Annotated in this window: 14 protein-coding genes and 1 pseudogene; 6 read left to right on the top strand and 9 right to left on the bottom strand. The window is 61.3% G+C overall.

Translation table 11 applies throughout. The annotated features are described in order from the left end of the window. The first annotated feature begins 169 nt into the window (after window positions 1-169). The 4 genes and pseudogenes from P0D71_RS13520 to P0D71_RS13535 all read left to right on the top strand — a co-directional run. Window positions 170-838: a haloacid dehalogenase type II gene (locus P0D71_RS13520; RefSeq protein WP_091804062.1), complete on the top strand. Its 669-nt coding sequence runs from the start codon at window positions 170-172 to the stop codon at window positions 836-838. Between the two features lie 207 nt (window positions 839-1,045). Then, window positions 1,046-2,077 carry a phosphotransferase gene (locus P0D71_RS13525; RefSeq protein ID WP_408480426.1) on the top strand — a complete coding sequence of 344 codons (1,032 nt, stop codon included), beginning with the start codon at window positions 1,046-1,048 and terminating at the stop codon, window positions 2,075-2,077. 126 nt (window positions 2,078-2,203) lie between these two features. Beyond that, entirely contained in the window at window positions 2,204-3,520 is a 1,317-nt protein-coding gene (locus P0D71_RS13530) for an aspartate aminotransferase family protein (protein WP_177205191.1), read from the top strand. Window positions 3,521-3,743: 223 nt separating this feature from the next. Continuing rightward, window positions 3,744-3,980, top strand: a pseudogene (locus P0D71_RS13535) (cupin domain-containing protein); the annotation flags it as partial. Between the two features lie 564 nt (window positions 3,981-4,544). On the opposite strand, the gene P0D71_RS13540 reads toward P0D71_RS13535, so the two are convergent. From P0D71_RS13540 to P0D71_RS13550, 3 genes are read right to left on the bottom strand one after another with little or no spacing between them, the layout of a single operon-like run. Then, window positions 4,545-5,390 (bottom strand): MBL fold metallo-hydrolase, encoded by an 846-nt coding sequence (locus P0D71_RS13540; RefSeq protein ID WP_408480428.1) that lies wholly within the window; start codon window positions 5,388-5,390, stop codon window positions 4,545-4,547. 21 nt (window positions 5,391-5,411) lie between these two features. After that, window positions 5,412-5,738, bottom strand: a complete 327-nt coding sequence (locus P0D71_RS13545) for a hypothetical protein (RefSeq protein ID WP_408184740.1) — start codon at window positions 5,736-5,738, stop codon at window positions 5,412-5,414. 7 nt (window positions 5,739-5,745) lie between these two features. Beyond that, window positions 5,746-6,291, bottom strand: a complete 546-nt coding sequence (locus P0D71_RS13550; protein ID WP_408480430.1) for a sugar ABC transporter — start codon at window positions 6,289-6,291, stop codon at window positions 5,746-5,748. 166 nt (window positions 6,292-6,457) lie between these two features. Between P0D71_RS13550 and P0D71_RS13555 the strand changes: the two genes are divergently transcribed. Beyond that, on the top strand, window positions 6,458-7,351 hold the full coding sequence (locus P0D71_RS13555) for a LysR substrate-binding domain-containing protein (RefSeq protein WP_408480432.1): 894 nt from the start codon (window positions 6,458-6,460) through the stop codon (window positions 7,349-7,351). 378 nt (window positions 7,352-7,729) lie between these two features. Here the strand turns inward: P0D71_RS13555 and P0D71_RS13560 are convergent, their stop codons facing one another. The 4 genes from P0D71_RS13560 to P0D71_RS13575 form a co-directional block, all read right to left on the bottom strand. Then, entirely contained in the window at window positions 7,730-8,749 is a 1,020-nt protein-coding gene (locus P0D71_RS13560) for an aldo/keto reductase (RefSeq protein WP_408158149.1), read from the bottom strand. 81 nt (window positions 8,750-8,830) lie between these two features. Continuing rightward, window positions 8,831-9,697 (bottom strand): NmrA family NAD(P)-binding protein, encoded by an 867-nt coding sequence (locus P0D71_RS13565; RefSeq protein WP_408184744.1) that lies wholly within the window; start codon window positions 9,695-9,697, stop codon window positions 8,831-8,833. A 63-nt stretch (window positions 9,698-9,760) separates the two neighbouring features. Beyond that, window positions 9,761-11,074 carry a serine hydrolase domain-containing protein gene (locus P0D71_RS13570; RefSeq protein ID WP_408480434.1) on the bottom strand — a complete coding sequence of 438 codons (1,314 nt, stop codon included), beginning with the start codon at window positions 11,072-11,074 and terminating at the stop codon, window positions 9,761-9,763. Then, window positions 11,041-11,337 carry a hypothetical protein gene (locus tag P0D71_RS13575; RefSeq protein ID WP_408480436.1) on the bottom strand — a complete coding sequence of 99 codons (297 nt, stop codon included), beginning with the start codon at window positions 11,335-11,337 and terminating at the stop codon, window positions 11,041-11,043. Before P0D71_RS13575 ends, P0D71_RS13570 begins: the two co-directional genes overlap by 34 nt. Window positions 11,338-11,420: 83 nt before the next feature. Here P0D71_RS13575 and P0D71_RS13580 point away from each other — a divergent pair, with 83 nt between their 5' ends. After that, entirely contained in the window at window positions 11,421-12,353 is a 933-nt protein-coding gene (locus P0D71_RS13580; RefSeq protein WP_408184746.1) for a LysR family transcriptional regulator, read from the top strand. A 583-nt stretch (window positions 12,354-12,936) separates the two neighbouring features. On the opposite strand, the gene P0D71_RS13585 is transcribed toward P0D71_RS13580, so the two are convergent. Next, window positions 12,937-14,826 (bottom strand): TRAP transporter large permease, encoded by a 1,890-nt coding sequence (locus P0D71_RS13585; RefSeq protein WP_408184747.1) that lies wholly within the window; start codon window positions 14,824-14,826, stop codon window positions 12,937-12,939. Next, the gene (locus P0D71_RS13590; protein WP_408184748.1) at window positions 14,823-15,851 is read right to left on the bottom strand and encodes a TRAP transporter substrate-binding protein; all 1,029 of its coding nucleotides are present in this window, start codon (window positions 15,849-15,851) and stop codon (window positions 14,823-14,825) included. Before P0D71_RS13590 ends, P0D71_RS13585 begins: the two co-directional genes overlap by 4 nt. Between the last annotated feature and the right edge of the window lie 67 nt (window positions 15,852-15,918).

Below are 15,918 nucleotides of genomic sequence, written 5' to 3' on the forward strand. Positions count from 1 at the left end.
CAACGAGTAAAAACCTGTCTTTTCCTGTCATCAATTCGGTGTAACAGCGAAGTCGTTCCCGTTTAAATTTCATCCACTGACATTTCCATCGGTGCTTGCCCGAACTGGTGTGCGGCAAGCCCTTCATTCAAGAGTCCCTTGGGATTCGTTACGCATCGAGACTGAAGACATGATCGACTTCGAGCCAAAATTTATCACGTTCGACTGCTACGGCACCCTTGTCAACTTTCGCATGGCCGAAATGGCGCGCGAAATCTACGGGAACCGCCTTCACGGGGACGCGCTGGAGAACTTCGTCAAGCTGTTCGCCGCCTATCGCCGCGACGAAGTGCTCGGCGCCTGGAAACCCTACCGCCAGGTCGTCCTGAACGCCGTGCGCCGCACCTGCGAACGAACGGGCGTAACGTTCGCCGAAAGCGAGGCCGAAAAATTCTACCTGGCAGTGCCGACGTGGGGACCGCATCCGGACGTCCCCGAAGGTCTCTCGCGCCTGGCGAAGAAATACAAGTTGGTGGGCCTCACCAACGCGGACAACTCGCAGATCGCGAGCAACATCGAAAAGCTCGGGGCTCCATTTCACGCCGTCATCACGGCCGAAGATGCCCAGGCCTACAAGCCGCGTATGCAAGGCTTCGAATACATGTTCAAGAAGCTTGACGTGCAGCCTCACGAAATCCTGCACGTCTCGTCGAGCCCGCGCTACGACCTGATGACAGCGCACGATCTCGGCATCGTGCACAAGGCGCACGTGCTGCGCGGCCACGAACCCGAAGCGCCGGAATACGGTTATACGGCCGTCAAGAGTATCGTCGAATTGGCCGAGCAGCTTGGCCTGTAAGCGACTTGCGTCTCCTTGACCGCCGTGTTCGACGGCGGCCAGGGATTCGCATCGCGCGACCGATGTGACGTCTGTCCGCAGGTCGACAGCGCGTCGGAAACGTCCAGCTCTACTGCAGTCCACCCTTCTCGCGTCGCATTGCCCATGTTCACGCCCAGCACTTCCGCAAGCTTATGCACAACCTCCGCCGTTGCGCTGGATACCCTGTTGGCGAGCGGCCTGTCGGTTAGCTTCCCACGCTTGAATGCATTCGACGCGCTCGCGATCATGCGCCGTGTCTATGGCATCGACGGCGCGGCGACACGATTTGCCACCGAGAAGGACGACACGTTCCGCATCGACGCAAGCGACGGCGCGCGGTACGTACTGAAAGTCTCGAATCCCGGCGAGACGGCCGAAGAGCTCGATTTGCAGGTCGCTGCGATGCGCCACGTTGCCGCCGTCGCGCCCGACTTGCCGGTGCCCCGCGTGCTGCCGGGTATCGGCGGACGATTCGTCGTACCCGTGGGGTCACCCCCGCAGCCGCCTCGTACGGCGAGGCTCTATAGCTATCTCGAAGGTCTGCCGCTGGACGCACTGCACGGCATCGCGGTCGATCATTACGAGATCGGTACGGTGCTGGCGCGGCTGCAACGGGCCATGGCCAGTTTTCGCCATCCGCACCAGCACCGCGTGCTCGCCTGGGACGTGAAGCATCTGGCAAGTCTCGCCGGCTTGCAGACCCATATCGCCGATCCCTCGCATCGTTCCCTCATCGGGGAGGCGTTCGCGCGCTTCGCCGAGATCGAGCCGGCACTGCGCCACTGTCCCGCGCAAGTCGTACACAACGACTTCAACCGCTCGAACATCGTCGCGACCCCGGGCGGCCGGAGCTTCGTCAGCGGAATCATCGACTTCGGCGACACTGTGCATACCGCGGTAGCGATCGACGTGGCCACGGCGGTCATGAACCAGTTCCCGATGGACTTCGATGCCGACGGCCCGCACGACCTCTTCGATCAGGCCCGCGAACTCCTGCGCGGCTATCTCGCCCATGCACAACTGAGCGCCGACGAATTGCGCCTGATTCCGCACCTCGCCATGGCGCGCGTCGCGGCGCGGGCCTTACTCACGTCATGGCGAGCGATGCTGTTTCCGGAGAACGAAGCGTACATCCTGCGTTTCACCTGGCCCGGATGGGAGCATCTGCGCTGGTTAGCGCAGCGCGACCCCGAGACGGTTTCCAACGCCTTGCTCTAGTTCTTCCATCGCCCCGCTCACCTCACCGATCCTGACCGCCCCATGAATACCACCACCACGTCGCAGCCGGCCGCTCAAACCGAGGCCCTCGGTACCAGCAAAACCCACGACGCACTGCGCGGCGACATGCCGAACGGCTTCGATCCGGCGTCGCTCGACCACCTCGACGCCGCCGCGCAACGGCACATCGCGCGCCGCTTGCGGCTGCTCAGTCCGTCGTATCGATTGTTCTACGCCGAGCCCGTCAAAATCGTGCGCGGCGAGAAGGTCTATCTGTACGACGACCAGGGGAACGACTATCTCGATGCCTACAACAACGTTGTCTGCGTCGGGCATGCCAATCCGCGCATCGTCGATGCCGTCACCCGCCAGCTCTCGACGCTCTGCACGCATACCCGCTATATGCAGGAGCCGATCCTCGACTACGCCGAGGACCTGCTCTCGACGTTCAACACGTCGATCCGCGCAGGCCAGATGATGTTCACCTGCACCGGCTCCGAGGCCAACGACCTGGCCACGCGCATCGCGATGCAGTACACCGGCAAGACCGGCGTGATCGTGACCAGCGAGGCCTATCACGGCAACTCACACCTGACCTCGAGCTTTTCACCGTCGCTGGGTCGGAGGGCCTTGCTGGGTCCCTACGTGCGCACGGTGCCGGCTCCCGACTCGTACAGGATGACGCCTTCGGAGATCGGCCAGCGCATGGCCGGACAGGTCGAGATGCAGATCGAGGACATCCGACGTCACGGCGGCGGTCTGGCGGCGTTCATCGCCGATTCGTTCTTCTCGTCGGATGGCGTGTTCGCCCACCCGACCGATGTACTCGCACCGGTAGCCGAGGTGGTGCGCCGCGCCGGCGGGCTGTTCATCGCGGACGAGGTGCAGTCCGGCTTCGGGCGCAGCGGTACGCATATGTGGGGGCATGAGCGCCATGGAGTCGTGCCCGACATTGTCACGCTCGGCAAACCGATGGGCAACGGCTATCCGGTTGCGGGCCTGGTCGTGCGCCCCGAAGTCGTCGCAGGCTTCGGGCAGGACATGCGCTACTTCAACACCTTCGGCGGCAATTCGGTCGCGATCGCGGCCGCGCAGGCCACGCTCGACGTGCTGCGCGACGAGCACGTGCTCGACAACGCGCAGCGGGTCGGCGCGATCCTGCTCGAGGGCTTGAACACACTGGCAAGGAAATACGAATGCATCGGCGACGTGCGCGGCACGGGCCTGTATTTCGGCGTCGAGATCGTGCACGATCGCGCGAAGAAGGACACCGACATCGCGACGGCGCTCAAGATCGTCAACGGCTTGCGCCAGCGGCGCGTGCTGATTTCCGCGACCGGGCCGGACGCGAGTGTGCTGAAGATCCGCCCGCCGCTGGTCTTTGGCGCTAACGATGCCGACCGCCTGTTGACGGAGTTGGACACGGTGCTTGCCGCACTGTGATCGTCGCTGACTGGCCGTGTGAACGTGTCCGATCGTCGGCAAGCGGCCCGACGAGCGCAATTAGGCCCACGCGGAAGTCTCCGCGGTCGGGTGGGCTCCGACAGGCTTTCGGCCAGTAAGCGGAATTTAACGCCCACGTGTTGGACGTTTAACCATCTGGAGACGGTTCGCGCCGCATAATTAGCTGGGCGAATCATCATCCAAGCCATTCATGGGAGCAAAAGTGACCGCAGTATTCGTATTGCACCGCGCCGACGGTGCGCCTGCTTCGACCGCCTTCCGCAGGGGAGCTTTCGGCCAGAACGATCCGTTCGCACGTAATCGCGAGATCGCGTGGGAAGGACCGGACGCGATGGCCACCGGCCGCGTCAGCTTCATCGGCGAGCTCGACGTGGCGAGTTTTCCCCACATCGAAACGATCGTCGTCATGGAAGGCTCGCTCACACTGGAAGCGGCCGGCCATAAAATTTCCGCCATCGCAGAAGCGTGATCGAGCCAGCAGTTTCAAGACGGCTTTGAACAGTCCCAGTCAACAACGTCGAGGCGAGCGTCCCGAATTCGGCCTTTGCTGCCGCTGGGACCGGACGACCGCTACGTCAGCAATGTGGCGGACTGCGGCCGGTGGTTTGGCGTCGCCGCCGAGTGCCAGCTTTCTCGATCAGCGAACTCACACTCGCGACCCATTTCGGTCAGTTGACCTTCTCCGAACCGGTCAGTCGGCTGAAAGCAGTTTGAGAACCGGAGTGCTCATAAGCGGACGTTGGCGACTTCACACAATTGGCCACAAGCGGCTGGTCACGTATACCGTTGATCGGACATTCAGGCGTTGGCTCTGGCCTCCGTAACCGGCCATTCGACTATCAAAGACGAACGCTTCGTCACTGGCCCGTTCGCTAGTGCGGTGGGTATGCCGCTCAAAAAGGATCAAGAGGCCAACACCGTTGACACGGCATCGCAGTGTTCGTCGGTAGCTCAGTGCGGAGTGCTGGAGTGGCTTCAGACATGACTGATCCTCCTCGCCGTATCATGCTTCGGTCTCGTAAAGCAGACCGTAGCTCCGGCCTGTTCGCTTTATTCGCGCGAAGCCGAGTTCCCCCAAGTGCATACCGGCGATCAACAGTCCCTCCGAACTGACCAGGTCCAGAAGCCGTGATCGTGTGGTGACTGCGAGGGAAGGGTCTTGATCGAATGCAATCGATACGTCTGGCCGTTCAATCTGGATGTGAGGAAAATGAACAGTATCTCCCCAGACAAGCAGGCTCTGATCGCGGGATTCGAGCAGATATCCGGAGTGTCCATCTGTGTGACCCGGTAGTGGCATCGCTCTGATACCGGGGAGCACTTCCCCTTCATCGAAAGTACGGAGCTTGTTGCGGTAGCCGTCGAACACTTGACGCGCTATCAGGAAGTTACCGCGGGCACGCTCGCTGGCGCGGCTTAGATTCCCGTCATCCTGCCAAAATTCGACCTCTCGATGATGAGCAACAAGCTCCGCATTCGGAAAGGTAATTTGTCCGGCCGCGTCCACTAGCCCTCCGACATGGTCGGGATGAGCGTGCGTGAGCAGGATTGTGTCGATCTCGGATAGTTCGACGCCAGCAAGCGATAAATTGGTTCTCAGGCGACCTCCCCATTGCTTGATGCCTCCAGCCCCACCGTCGATGAGAATTGTGCGACCCGCTCCGCGTACAACGTAGCAGTTGATATGCACGGCGGCAGGCTCCTTCTGGCCTGCATCACTTTGTATTCTGGAGGCTTCGGACGGGGCGATATTCGAGAGGAACTCCAGGCTAGCGGTGAGGTAGCCGTCGCTGATTGCGGTGATCGTGAAATCCCCGGCTCGCTGACTTGGAAACGTGATGGTGGACACAACTCTTCTCCAGAAGACTTCCTAATTGCGGGCGTGAATGTTCGACGCGGCATAACCAAAACAACGGATGCGCGCCGTGAGACCCGTGCAGCGCGCAATGGCATCGTCCAGGGCTTCCATGAACTGGTTCATTACCGAAGGCGTGCGAAACGTCTCAAGGCGATATTGGACTTCCGCGAAGACGGGATGTCCGTGCCCATGGCGAACGTCGACATGGATGACATGAACGTTTTCGAGCGCTGCTTCAAGGACACTCGTACAGAGTTCGACGCAGTCGCGGGAAAGCTCGGCAAGCCTCTCATCAGACGGCATTTGCCCCGTAGAAATATAGAAAGTGACATTGGGCATCGCGGACCTATTTTTCCTGTCCGGTCGAAACGGTGCAGGAGCGTGTTAGTTGTCCCGTCATCGGCGAATAGAGGTGGACACCTTCGGGCATGCTCCCGACAAGCTGAGTGTTTCGCCGAGGCAGTTTTGCGAGCCAACGGTGTTCCGGAAATTTCTCCAACGCAACTGCTCGCATGGCCAACGGTGTGAGACCCATCTGGATCAGCGGTTCGGGGCCGTTTGCACAAAGCACGAGGAGTTCGTCTGCATTTACCGCTGGCGCAAGGCCGATATCGCTGTAGAGATTTCGGTGCCAGTCGACGATGTGTTGCTGCCACCTTGCAAAATTGCCACCGCCTTTCTGGCGATAATCCTCTCCCGTCAGCACATCAAGACCGTCGATCGTGTGGACGGCAAGGTAGACCGGGCAACCATCGCTTAACGACTTGAAGCGCTGTGACGTGTGAAAGCCGGTCACCGAGATGAGGGCGGGCAGCTTTTCAAGGCTGTAGAAGTCGTTCCATTCGGCTTCGCTGCTTGGATCGGCGAAGCTGCATTCCACGGTGTAGATCATCAGATTATCCCTCGTGGCGCGTAAGCAGATTGCTGCAAACGATCCGTGTTCATTGCGATAACGTAATGCTAATCTGATATTTTCGGCGTATATAACGATATAAAGTCAGCCTTCAGTGATATTTACTCAAGCTGGCGTCCAACGCATATCAATCGGCGAGACCCCAATGCGACGTAAGATCCCAAGCAATTCCGCGCTCCAGGCTTTTGAGGCCGCCGCTCGACACGGCAGCTTCGCCCGCGCGGCCGAAGAACTGGCGCTGACCGAGGGCGCCGTTAGTCGTCAGATCGGTCGCCTGGAGGCATTTTTGGGTGTTGCGCTGTTCGAGCGCGTTGGAAATCGGGTACGGCTTGCTCCGAACGGCACGCGATACGCGGTGCAGGTTCGCGAGACTCTGGATCGGCTGGAGCGGGACAGCCTATATCTGATGGGGCAGCCGATCGAAGGCGCGAGCATTGATATCGCCGCGATTCCGACCTTCGCCACCCGTTGGCTTATCCCCCGCCTGAAACGGTTTCAAAATATGCACCCGACTATCACCGTGCATATCGCCGAACGAATGGAACCGTTCATTCTTTCCGGAAGCGGTTTCGACGCAGCGATCCATTTCGAGCATCCGGCATGGGCGGGTATGCATCTGCATCGACTGCTGGAAGAGGTGCTTGTACCGGTCTGTAGTCCGGCGCTCCTCGCGGACGCAGGCGCGAAGCCGGCGCTAGACGAATTGCCGCGCCTTCACAGGCGGCAAAATCCGGACGCGTGGCAGCTTTATGCACACGAGGCCGGCATCGCGCTGACCAATTCGGCGGTCGGGGCACGTTACGATCTCCATTCCATGCTGATAGAGGCAGCGGTAGCTGGTCTGGGCGTCGCGTTGGTGCCGCGTCTTTACATCGGGGCAGAGCTCGAACAAGGGCGCCTGGTTGCGCCCTGGCCGGACCGCGAAGCGATTACCAAAAACTTCTGCCTTGTTCTTCCTGAACCGCTCGAGTTGAGTGCACGGCCACTACAGGCATTTGCGAAATGGATTCTTGACGAAGCCCGGGGCGCTGCGCCTTAAAGCCGCGCCCGACACGCATCACAAAATAGCGATCCGGCAGGGTTGCCATCCCTAGGCGGTCGCTTCGCTTCGAATGAACTGTCGCCAGTCGACGAACGGCCGTTGGAGCTTTGACAGCCGCCATAGTTGTGACGCGGGGGTCGACGGGCCGTAACGGGTCGGGCTGAGTCCATCCGCGCTTCGAACTCATCGTCGCAAACCCGTCATTGGTGTTTCGCTTCCCGTAGACGGCCGGTCGCCAACGCGCACTCCCGACCCATTCCGGTCGGCCAGCCGCAGAATTCGAACGGCGGCCATTCGAGGATGAGCTGCCGCCCATGGCCACAGGCATTCCCCATTCAACCGCCTCGCGCAGGCAGGATTCCCGACGCTCGCCCCTCATCCGCAGACGCGATCCCGGTCATGGAAGCGTTGCATCCAGTAGGGGAAGGGAACTGACGGTTCAGATACTTTATCGAGCCGCGCGCACTGTTCGGAGGTTAGTGCGAGATTCTGTGCATCGAGGTTAGCTGCGAGTTGCTCGCACGAGCGGGCTCCGATAATGACAGAAGTGATCTGCTCGCGCGCAAGCAACCAACCCAATGAGACTTGAGCCGGCGTGGCCGCCAGTTCGTCGGCGACTTCACGCAATACTGCGAGGATCGGCTCCGCCCTGACTGTATCAACCGGCGGAAAGTCGAGCTTCGCACGCCGCCCGGCAGCTTCGCCATTCTGCGAGTACTTGCCGCTCAAGTAGCCACCTGCGAGCGGACTCCAGACCAGAAGGCCCATTCTGTTTGTGGCTGCAACCGGCATGATCTCGAGTTCGATATCGCGGCTCGTCAGCGAATAGTGCACCTGATTGCTCACGACATGAGCCCGATCGGTACGGGACGTTATCCCGACGGCCCGCTCGAGATCGCCTGCACTGAAATTGCACACGCCAATATGGCGGATTTTGCCCTGCGTGACGAGGTCGTCCAGCACACGAAGCGTCTCGTCGAGCGGAAGAAGCGCGTCACGGTCATGCAACTGGAACAGGTCGATGTGATCGCGACCGAGTCTCTTCAGGCTTGTCTCGACCGAGCGCATGATGTGTGAGCGGCCCAATCCCACTTCGTTCTGGCCGGTGCCGGTACGTAGCCGAACCTTGGTCGCGACGAGCATTCGATCTTCGTCCAGCCCCTGCGCTTTCAGCACATGGCCCACGACCTCTTCTGAGCGACCTTGCGAATAGGCGTCCGCCGTGTCGATCAGGTTGACTCCACGTTCCACGGCCATCGCGACGAGCCGGGCGGCCTGATCGCTATTCAAGCCGGCAATATTGCCCCAGATGCCCGAGCCAGCACCGAACGTCATTGCGCCCAGGCTCAGCCGTGAGACGCGTAGCCCAGTTCTGCCAAGTGTGCTGTATTCCATCGTGTATTCCTTGTTTGAACGAAAATCTGATGCATCGGTAGAGTAAAACCTGGAGTCCACGCGTCGCGCCCTCGGCTCTGGTCAGATTCGACGCAACACAAGCTCGCGCAGAACGGTCTCCAGTTCGACGTGGCCGCGCAAGATTTCGTCAGAGCTGCTTTCGAAATCGATCCAGTCTTCGTTGAAGCCGTCCAGCATGCGCATGCGAGGTAGAGGATGCTTCATGCCCTGCTTGCGGAACAGCGCTTCCCACGTCTGCCTTTCGACAACTTCCGCACGCACCTGACGACGCAACACGCCGGCGAAAGCGACTGCGAGATCGTTAGGACTCACCCGGCGTGGGCCCTCAAGCTCGACGATGCGCACACCGCGCCACGTCTGCTGAAGCAGTTCAGCAGCAACGCGGCCTACGTCCGCGGTGGCGACCATCGGCACCGGCTTGTCGAGCGGCTGCAGGTAACTGGCAACGACGCCATCGTCGCTTGCAGACGCAACATCCCATGCGGCGTTCTCCATGAACCAGGCAGGCCGCAGGAAGGTCACAGGCATCGGCATCTCGCGCAGCGCCTGCTCCATCAGCGTGCGTTGAGTGAGCAGGTTGACCTCGTCGGCCTGTGCGCCGATCGTCGAGAGGCAAACGACCTTGTCCGGCCGCGCGCTCAGGAGTGCGGCGGACACAGCCTCAATCACTGTGCGCGCTTCAGGAAACCCGGGCTCCGGATCGAACTCTGAAGGCGGCAGGATGAAAGCGCCTGTCGCGCCTTCGAACGCGGCGGCGAGCGACGAAGGGTCTTCCATGAAAGCCGTCGCGATCTCGCAACCTCGCTCTGCCCACGCCTCTGCCCGCGTCGCATCGCGTACGACTGCGCGCACCGGCTGACCAGTAGCCAGCAGTTCGCGGGCCAGTGCGCCGCCCACCTTGCCGGTGATTCCTGTGATTGCATACATTGCTCGTTCTCCATGTGTGGATATATCGGGTGACGCAGCGTGGATGTGCCGACGGTCAATCGCTCAGGCGCGACCCAAACCGTCGTAAAACGCCTGCTCGAACTGTCCGTATAGGTTCACGACGCGCGCATCGTAGAAGGGCAGCATCTGCGTAAAGAGCGATCCGGCGACCCGATTCACCGGATCGACCCAAAAGTAGGTGTTCAACAACCCGGCCCAGCTCACGCTGCCAGCGCTTCGTCCGTGGGGTCCTTGCTCTGTATTGATGTCGAACGACAGCCCCCACTTGTGCGCCGTCCCCGGAAACTGATCGAAGCTGTTCGACCACGACGGCTGCGCGGTCCTCATTTCCGCGACCTGCAGATCGCCAATGTGATTGCGGAACATCGTCGCGACGGTGTCGGCGCGCAGCACGCGTTCGCCGCCATACGTGCCGCCGTTCAAAAGCATCTGCAGAAACGCCATGTAATCGCGCGGTGTGCTGAAGAGTCCGCCTCCGCCCATGAAAAATTCGGGGCGCTGGTTGATCTCGAACGGCTCGGGCGCAAGTGAGCCGTCCGCCTGACGCCTGTGCATGGTCGCGACGCGCTGCTTCTGCTTGCTACCGATGAGAAAGCCCGTGTTGCGCATGCCCAGTGGATCGAAGATGTGCTCGCGGAAGTAGACTTCCAGCGACTGATCGGTCACGGCCTCGACCAGTTTGCCGACCCAGTCCATGCTAATGCCGTACTCCCAGCGCTCGCCCGGCTCGAACTCGAGCGGCGCCGCGAATGCACCGTTCATCGAATAGCCGATGTCCGGCATGCCCGTTACCGTCTCGTACCGACTGAGCTTGTCGCTCCAGATGCTGTAGGTAAAGCCGGAGGTATGCGTGAGCAGATGACGCACCGTAATAGCATTGCGCGCAGGACGCAGCTTCGACTGCCCCGAGACGTCGAATCCATCGAGGATTTGAGGCGACTTCAACTGCGGCAGGATCTCGCCCGCAGGTTGATCCAGCCGCAGTCTGCCCTGTTCGATGAGCTGCATGCACGCGGTTGCGGTAATCGCTTTTGTCATCGACAGGAGCCAGAAGACTGTGTCAGGACTAATAGCCTCGCCGGTGCGAGCATTCGCCCGGCCACACGCTCCCTCGTAAACCAGTCCGCGGTCCGTTGCGCCCATGGCGACAGCACCAACCACCGTGCCGTCGTCCACCGCCCGTTGCAGGCATTGATCGATCGAACTGTGGGCCGGGTGATCGGCCAGCGCGGCGTCGCCACTCGCACGCTGCGGTACTGCCCGCGCGTCGCGGCTTGCAACGCCACCAAGTGTCGCAAGAGCCAGCAGGCTCGACGCTCCCTTCAGGAGGCGACGACGATCCGTTTGAACTGCCATTTTCCGTTCCTTTCCGAATGAATGAATCGCGGCATCACAGTGCTTCGGTGGGGGGCGAGCAACGCGCGCCGCGATCGGTTCCAGTTGATGCGTCCAGCGGTCGCCAGAGCAACGATGAAAATGGGCTGTGCATGGCGATTTCCTTTCGATTGGCGAGACCGGATGTCTCGGTGAGACGTATTCTGGACAAGCACCAAACGAAACAAAATGATATGGATGTCATCAGATAAGTGACAATGCGTCACCGATTTGGCATGATCCATGGACAGGTCCAGCACTGCTGCGCGGCGCAGCGTTCGCGTTCAGGTGGTCGGTCGCGCTTTCAACACGCTTAACCCGAGCAACCATGAGATCCAGTAGCGAGAAGCTTTCCGGCAGCATTAGCGTGTTCGCCGCCGTAGTGGATGCGGGAACGTTTGTGGCCGCTTCGGAGGTGATAGGAATGACGCCGCCCGGCGTCAGTCGGGCAATTGCGCGGCTGGAAAAAAGGTTGAACATCCGGCTCTTCAGCCGAACAACGCGCTCCGTCTCCCTGACTGAAGAGGGCCGCCGCTTTTACGAGCAGGTCATGCCCCATCTCGCCGGACTTGAGGAAGCAGCGGCCGCTGCGGCAGGCGGCGCGTCCGCTGTGCGTGGAAAGCTGAGAATCAATCTGGATCCTGTCGTCTACCGGACCATCCTCGGGCAACAACTCGATGCGTTCATGGACGCACACCCCGAACTCGAAATCGAGTTCATCGCGCGAGACAGTCTTGGCGACCTCGTCATGGACGGCTTCGACCTCGCCGTGCGATTCGGCGAACCCAAAGCGTCTACCCTGATCGCGAGAAAACTGCTCGACACCCGCATCGTGACGGTCGCTGCGCCCTCGTACGTTGCTCGCTGGGGACGGCCGGCAAAGCCCGAGGACCTGCAAGGTCGAAGCCACAGATGCCTTGAATTTCGCAACCCGGAGACAGGCAAGCCGTTCCAGTGGGAATTTCATCGCAAGCGAAGGCGCATTGTGGTCGACACTCAGGGACGACTCACGGTCAATGATCCGGGTGCCCTGCTCAACGCATGTCTCGCCGGTTCAGGAATTGCGCAGATGTTGCGGCTCGGTGCCGAGCCTCTGATTGCTGACGGCCGATTGATCAATCTCTTTCCCGAATGGGTAGACGAACGGTATCCGTTATACGTCTACTACGCGTCCCGGCACCACGTGCCGGCAAAGACCCGCGCTTTTCTTGACTTCGTGGTGGAACTGACAGGCAGTCACGAGCGCGCCGGGACGCGCTAATGCTGTCGCGGCGGACTGGCGAGGCCATATCAAATGGCCGGTTACGTATGGGTTGCGGTCTGCCATGATCAGGTTACGAACGTCCAGTGCTGGCCGATCCGTGCCTCATGCAAACCGCATGGACTTCCGAATCCAGAACGGTTGCGATCGGCAGCACGCCACCCCTTGCTGCCGCTCGCGGCGTCACTCGCGTGATGTCGCGTTTCGAATGGACAGCAGTCATTCGCCAACAAAGCTTGCCGATAGGCATTCGCCCTCTTGTACAAGTGGACTAACTGCCGAAGGGCGCTCAAGGTGCCGGACGGTGTGGCGCTTCGGGCAGCGATGAATTTCGTTAGTAGACGGCCTTGTCCGATGCGCGCAGGCTCGTGTGCATGGATCGCTGCGCATCCGAACCATGGCGTTCACTCCGAAAGATGGGATGTGGGTTATCTGAGCGACGTTGAAGCGGCCTAACTTACCGCGCTATATGCCTCCAACATTTGCTTGAGACGACACAGATCGCTACTCGCACGAGGGCGAAACCACACCGCCGGAACCGGCAAGTGTGGTCAGCCCTAAATACCACATCTACTCTGTAAGTTCAAAGAAAGCCGATTGAGATCCAAGGAACGAAGGCTATCGCCATTAGCCCGAGAAGCAGCATGCCGAGATAGATCCATATCCGCCTGAGCCCCGCTTCAGGCGATACCTCGCCGATGATGCATGCCGCGTAATAACACAGGCCGAATGGCGGCGCGAAGACCCCGAGTCCCATCGCGAGCACGACGACCATCGCATAGTGCACTTCGTGGATGCCGAGCTGATGCGCAACCGGAAACAGCAGCGGCCCGAACAGAACGATGGCCGGAATGCCCTCGAGCACGCTGCCAAGCACGATGAACGCGACGATCGACACCAGCATGAAGCCAGCGGCACCGCCTGGGACTCTCGCCATCATGCTGGCGAGGTCGTGCGAGAAACCCGACTGTGTCAGCGCCCAGCCCATCGCACTCGCCGCCCCGACGATGAACAGGATCGCGCCGGAGAGAGCCGCCGTCTGCAGCAGCATCGGCATGATGGCTTTCCACTTGAGGCCGCCGCGATAGATCAGGAGACCGATGACGAGCGAATAGGCGATACCGATAGTCGATACCTCCGTTGCGGTCGCGATGCCTTCGACCACCGCGCTGCGAATCAGGAACGGCAGCAACAGCGCCGGCAAGGCGATCACGAACGTGCGACGTACCTGCGACCATGGTGCCCTCACCGCTCCCGCGCGGCTCTCATCCGTTTCTTCCTCGCGTCCCGCACGCCACCACGCGACGACCCCGAGCACCAACGCGAGCACGATCGCCGGCAAGATGCCCGCGGTAAACAGCGCCGCGATCGATATGCCGGTCACCGACGCGATCGCGATCAGCACCAGCGACGGCGGAATCGTCTCGCTCATCGCGCCGGACGCGGCAAGCAGCGACACCAGTTCGCCATCCTTCATCCCGCGCTTGCGCATCTCGGGGAAGAGCACAGGCGCGACAGCCGCCATATCGGCCGTCTTCGATCCAGAGATGCCCGAGATCAACAGCATCGCGCCGAGCAGCACATACGACATGCCGCCCCGCACGTGACCGAGCAGCGACGCGAGAAACGCGACCATCACGCGCGCCACGCCCGTCACATGCACGAGTTGCCCGAGCAGTACGAACATCGGTACGGCGAGCAGGATCAGCGTGCTCATGCCTTCGTCCATGCGTCCGACGACGACGCTGAGCGGCGTCGACGTCGTCGTCAGCAGATAGGCGCTCGTCGCGAGCGAGAACGCGAAGGCGATCGGCACGCCCGCCATCACCGCCGTGCCAAGCACGCCGACGAAGAACACCAGCAACGCGCCCTGCCCCATATGCGTCAACGGCGCCCTGACGAGATAGCAGGCGACCGCGATCAGCGCAATCAGCGCAACCGCACCGACGATATGTCGCCGGTCGTGCCGCGCCAGACGCAGCCCGCAACTCACCAGTGCAGCCGCACAGCCGAACGGAATCGCCAGTGCTCTCACCGATCCCGACCAGCCGAGTGCCGGCGTTTCGACGAAAGCCTGATCCTGCACATAGTCGAATGCGGGATGCATCACGAGCGCGAAGAAAGCAGCCGCCGCAGCGACCGCCAGCGTCTCCGCCCACGCCTGTGCGCGCGGTGTCATGTGTGATACGAAGAACGTCAGCCGCATGTGACACGAACGCTGCACCGCGAGCGCACTGCCCAGCATGGCAAGCCAGAGGAACAGGATGGACGCGAGTTCGTCGGACCAGATCAGCGGATGATGAAACACAGCACGCGCCACGATGCCGACGAACAGCAGCACCACCTCGCCGACGACCGCCGCCGCCGCGAGCACCTCGATCCCGCGACGCAACCAGCGTTCGATGACGCTCTCGCCGTGCGCGTCGCGCACGAACGACGGTCCCGGCACCTCCAGATTGTGCGCGGCGCTCATGATATTTTTCCCGTCACCGCTTCGAGGGCGCTCCACGCGCTGGCGCCGAACTTGTCGCGCCATTGAGTATAGAAGCCGGACTTCGAGAGCGCTGCGCGGAACGCGTCCCTGTCGGCGGGAACGAACGTCAGTCCCTTGCCGGAGAGTTGCGACTTCAGCGATGTATTCAGCCGCGCGACGTCCGCGCGCTGCTCGACACTCGCCCGGTCGAATTCGCGTCTCACGATCGCCTTGAGATCGTCGGGCAGCGCGTTGAATGCGCGCGGGTTGCCAAGCAGCCAGAACGGGTCCCAGATGTGATTGGTCTCGGCGACGTACTTCTGCACTTCATACAGCTTGCCCGCTTCGATCGTGACGAGGCCGTTTTCCTGACCGTCCACGAGATGCGTCTGCAACGCGGTGTAGAGCTCGTTGAAGTTGATCGACGTAGGGTTCGCCCCTAGCGTCTGAAAGAGCGACGTGAAGATCGGCGAGACCGGCACGCGGATGCGGTAGCCGCGCAGGTCGTCGGGCGCCTTGATCGGTTTCGTGGCGGAGGTGATTTGCCGGAAGCCGTTGTCCGCCGCCTTCGACACAGAGACGTATCCGCTCTTGTCGATCTGCGCGCGGATGATCTTGCCGAGATCGCCATCGACGCCGCGCCAGACCTGATCGTAGTCCGAGAACGCGAAGCCGAGATTGGTGATGGCCGCGAGCGGGATCACGGTCGACATCACCGAGCCCGAGATGTTGAGGAATTCGACGGCGCCCGAGCGCGTCTGCGAAAGCAGGTCCGTGTCCGAGCCGAGTTGCGATGCGGGGAAGAAACGGATCTCGAGCCTGCCGCTGCTCGCCTCGCGAATGCGGTCGATGGCTTCCTTGAGTCGCGCATTGATCGGCTGATTAAGGGATTGCCCGGTAGCGAGCTTGTAGCTGAACTCCGCGGCGCGTGCAGGCCGGGTCCATATCGTTACCAGCGGAAGGGCGGCCGCAGCCTTCAACACCGCGCGTCGCGAGATGCGGCGCGGCGAGTTCGACGTGCTCATGATGCTGTCTCCTGTTATATGGACTTACGTGCACGCGCGCCACCTTGTCGGTATGGCGTCGCGGCAC

Source organism: Paraburkholderia sp. RL17-383-BIF-A (assembly GCF_046028015.1).
Taxonomy (GTDB): Bacteria; Pseudomonadota; Gammaproteobacteria; order Burkholderiales; family Burkholderiaceae; genus Paraburkholderia.

What these genes read in the sequence shown, in the direction of transcription:
- P0D71_RS13570 (WP_408480434.1), bottom strand. Translation starts at nt 11,074, where the DNA reads ATGGCAGTTCAAACGGATCGTCGTCGCCTCCTGAAGGGAGCGTCGAGC.
- P0D71_RS13580 (WP_408184746.1), top strand. Translation starts at nt 11,421, where the DNA reads ATGAGATCCAGTAGCGAGAAGCTTTCCGGCAGCATTAGCGTGTTCGCC.
- P0D71_RS13530 (WP_177205191.1), top strand. Translation starts at nt 2,204, where the DNA reads ATGCCGAACGGCTTCGATCCGGCGTCGCTCGACCACCTCGACGCCGCC.
- P0D71_RS13520 (WP_091804062.1), top strand. Translation starts at nt 170, where the DNA reads ATGATCGACTTCGAGCCAAAATTTATCACGTTCGACTGCTACGGCACC.
- P0D71_RS13575 (WP_408480436.1), bottom strand. Translation starts at nt 11,337, where the DNA reads ATGGATCATGCCAAATCGGTGACGCATTGTCACTTATCTGATGACATC.
- P0D71_RS13560 (WP_408158149.1), bottom strand. Translation starts at nt 8,749, where the DNA reads ATGGAATACAGCACACTTGGCAGAACTGGGCTACGCGTCTCACGGCTG.
- P0D71_RS13555 (WP_408480432.1), top strand. Translation starts at nt 6,458, where the DNA reads ATGCGACGTAAGATCCCAAGCAATTCCGCGCTCCAGGCTTTTGAGGCC.
- P0D71_RS13590 (WP_408184748.1), bottom strand. Translation starts at nt 15,851, where the DNA reads ATGAGCACGTCGAACTCGCCGCGCCGCATCTCGCGACGCGCGGTGTTG.
- P0D71_RS13545 (WP_408184740.1), bottom strand. Translation starts at nt 5,738, where the DNA reads ATGCCCAATGTCACTTTCTATATTTCTACGGGGCAAATGCCGTCTGAT.
- P0D71_RS13565 (WP_408184744.1), bottom strand. Translation starts at nt 9,697, where the DNA reads ATGTATGCAATCACAGGAATCACCGGCAAGGTGGGCGGCGCACTGGCC.
- P0D71_RS13550 (WP_408480430.1), bottom strand. Translation starts at nt 6,291, where the DNA reads ATGATCTACACCGTGGAATGCAGCTTCGCCGATCCAAGCAGCGAAGCC.
- P0D71_RS13585 (WP_408184747.1), bottom strand. Translation starts at nt 14,826, where the DNA reads ATGAGCGCCGCGCACAATCTGGAGGTGCCGGGACCGTCGTTCGTGCGC.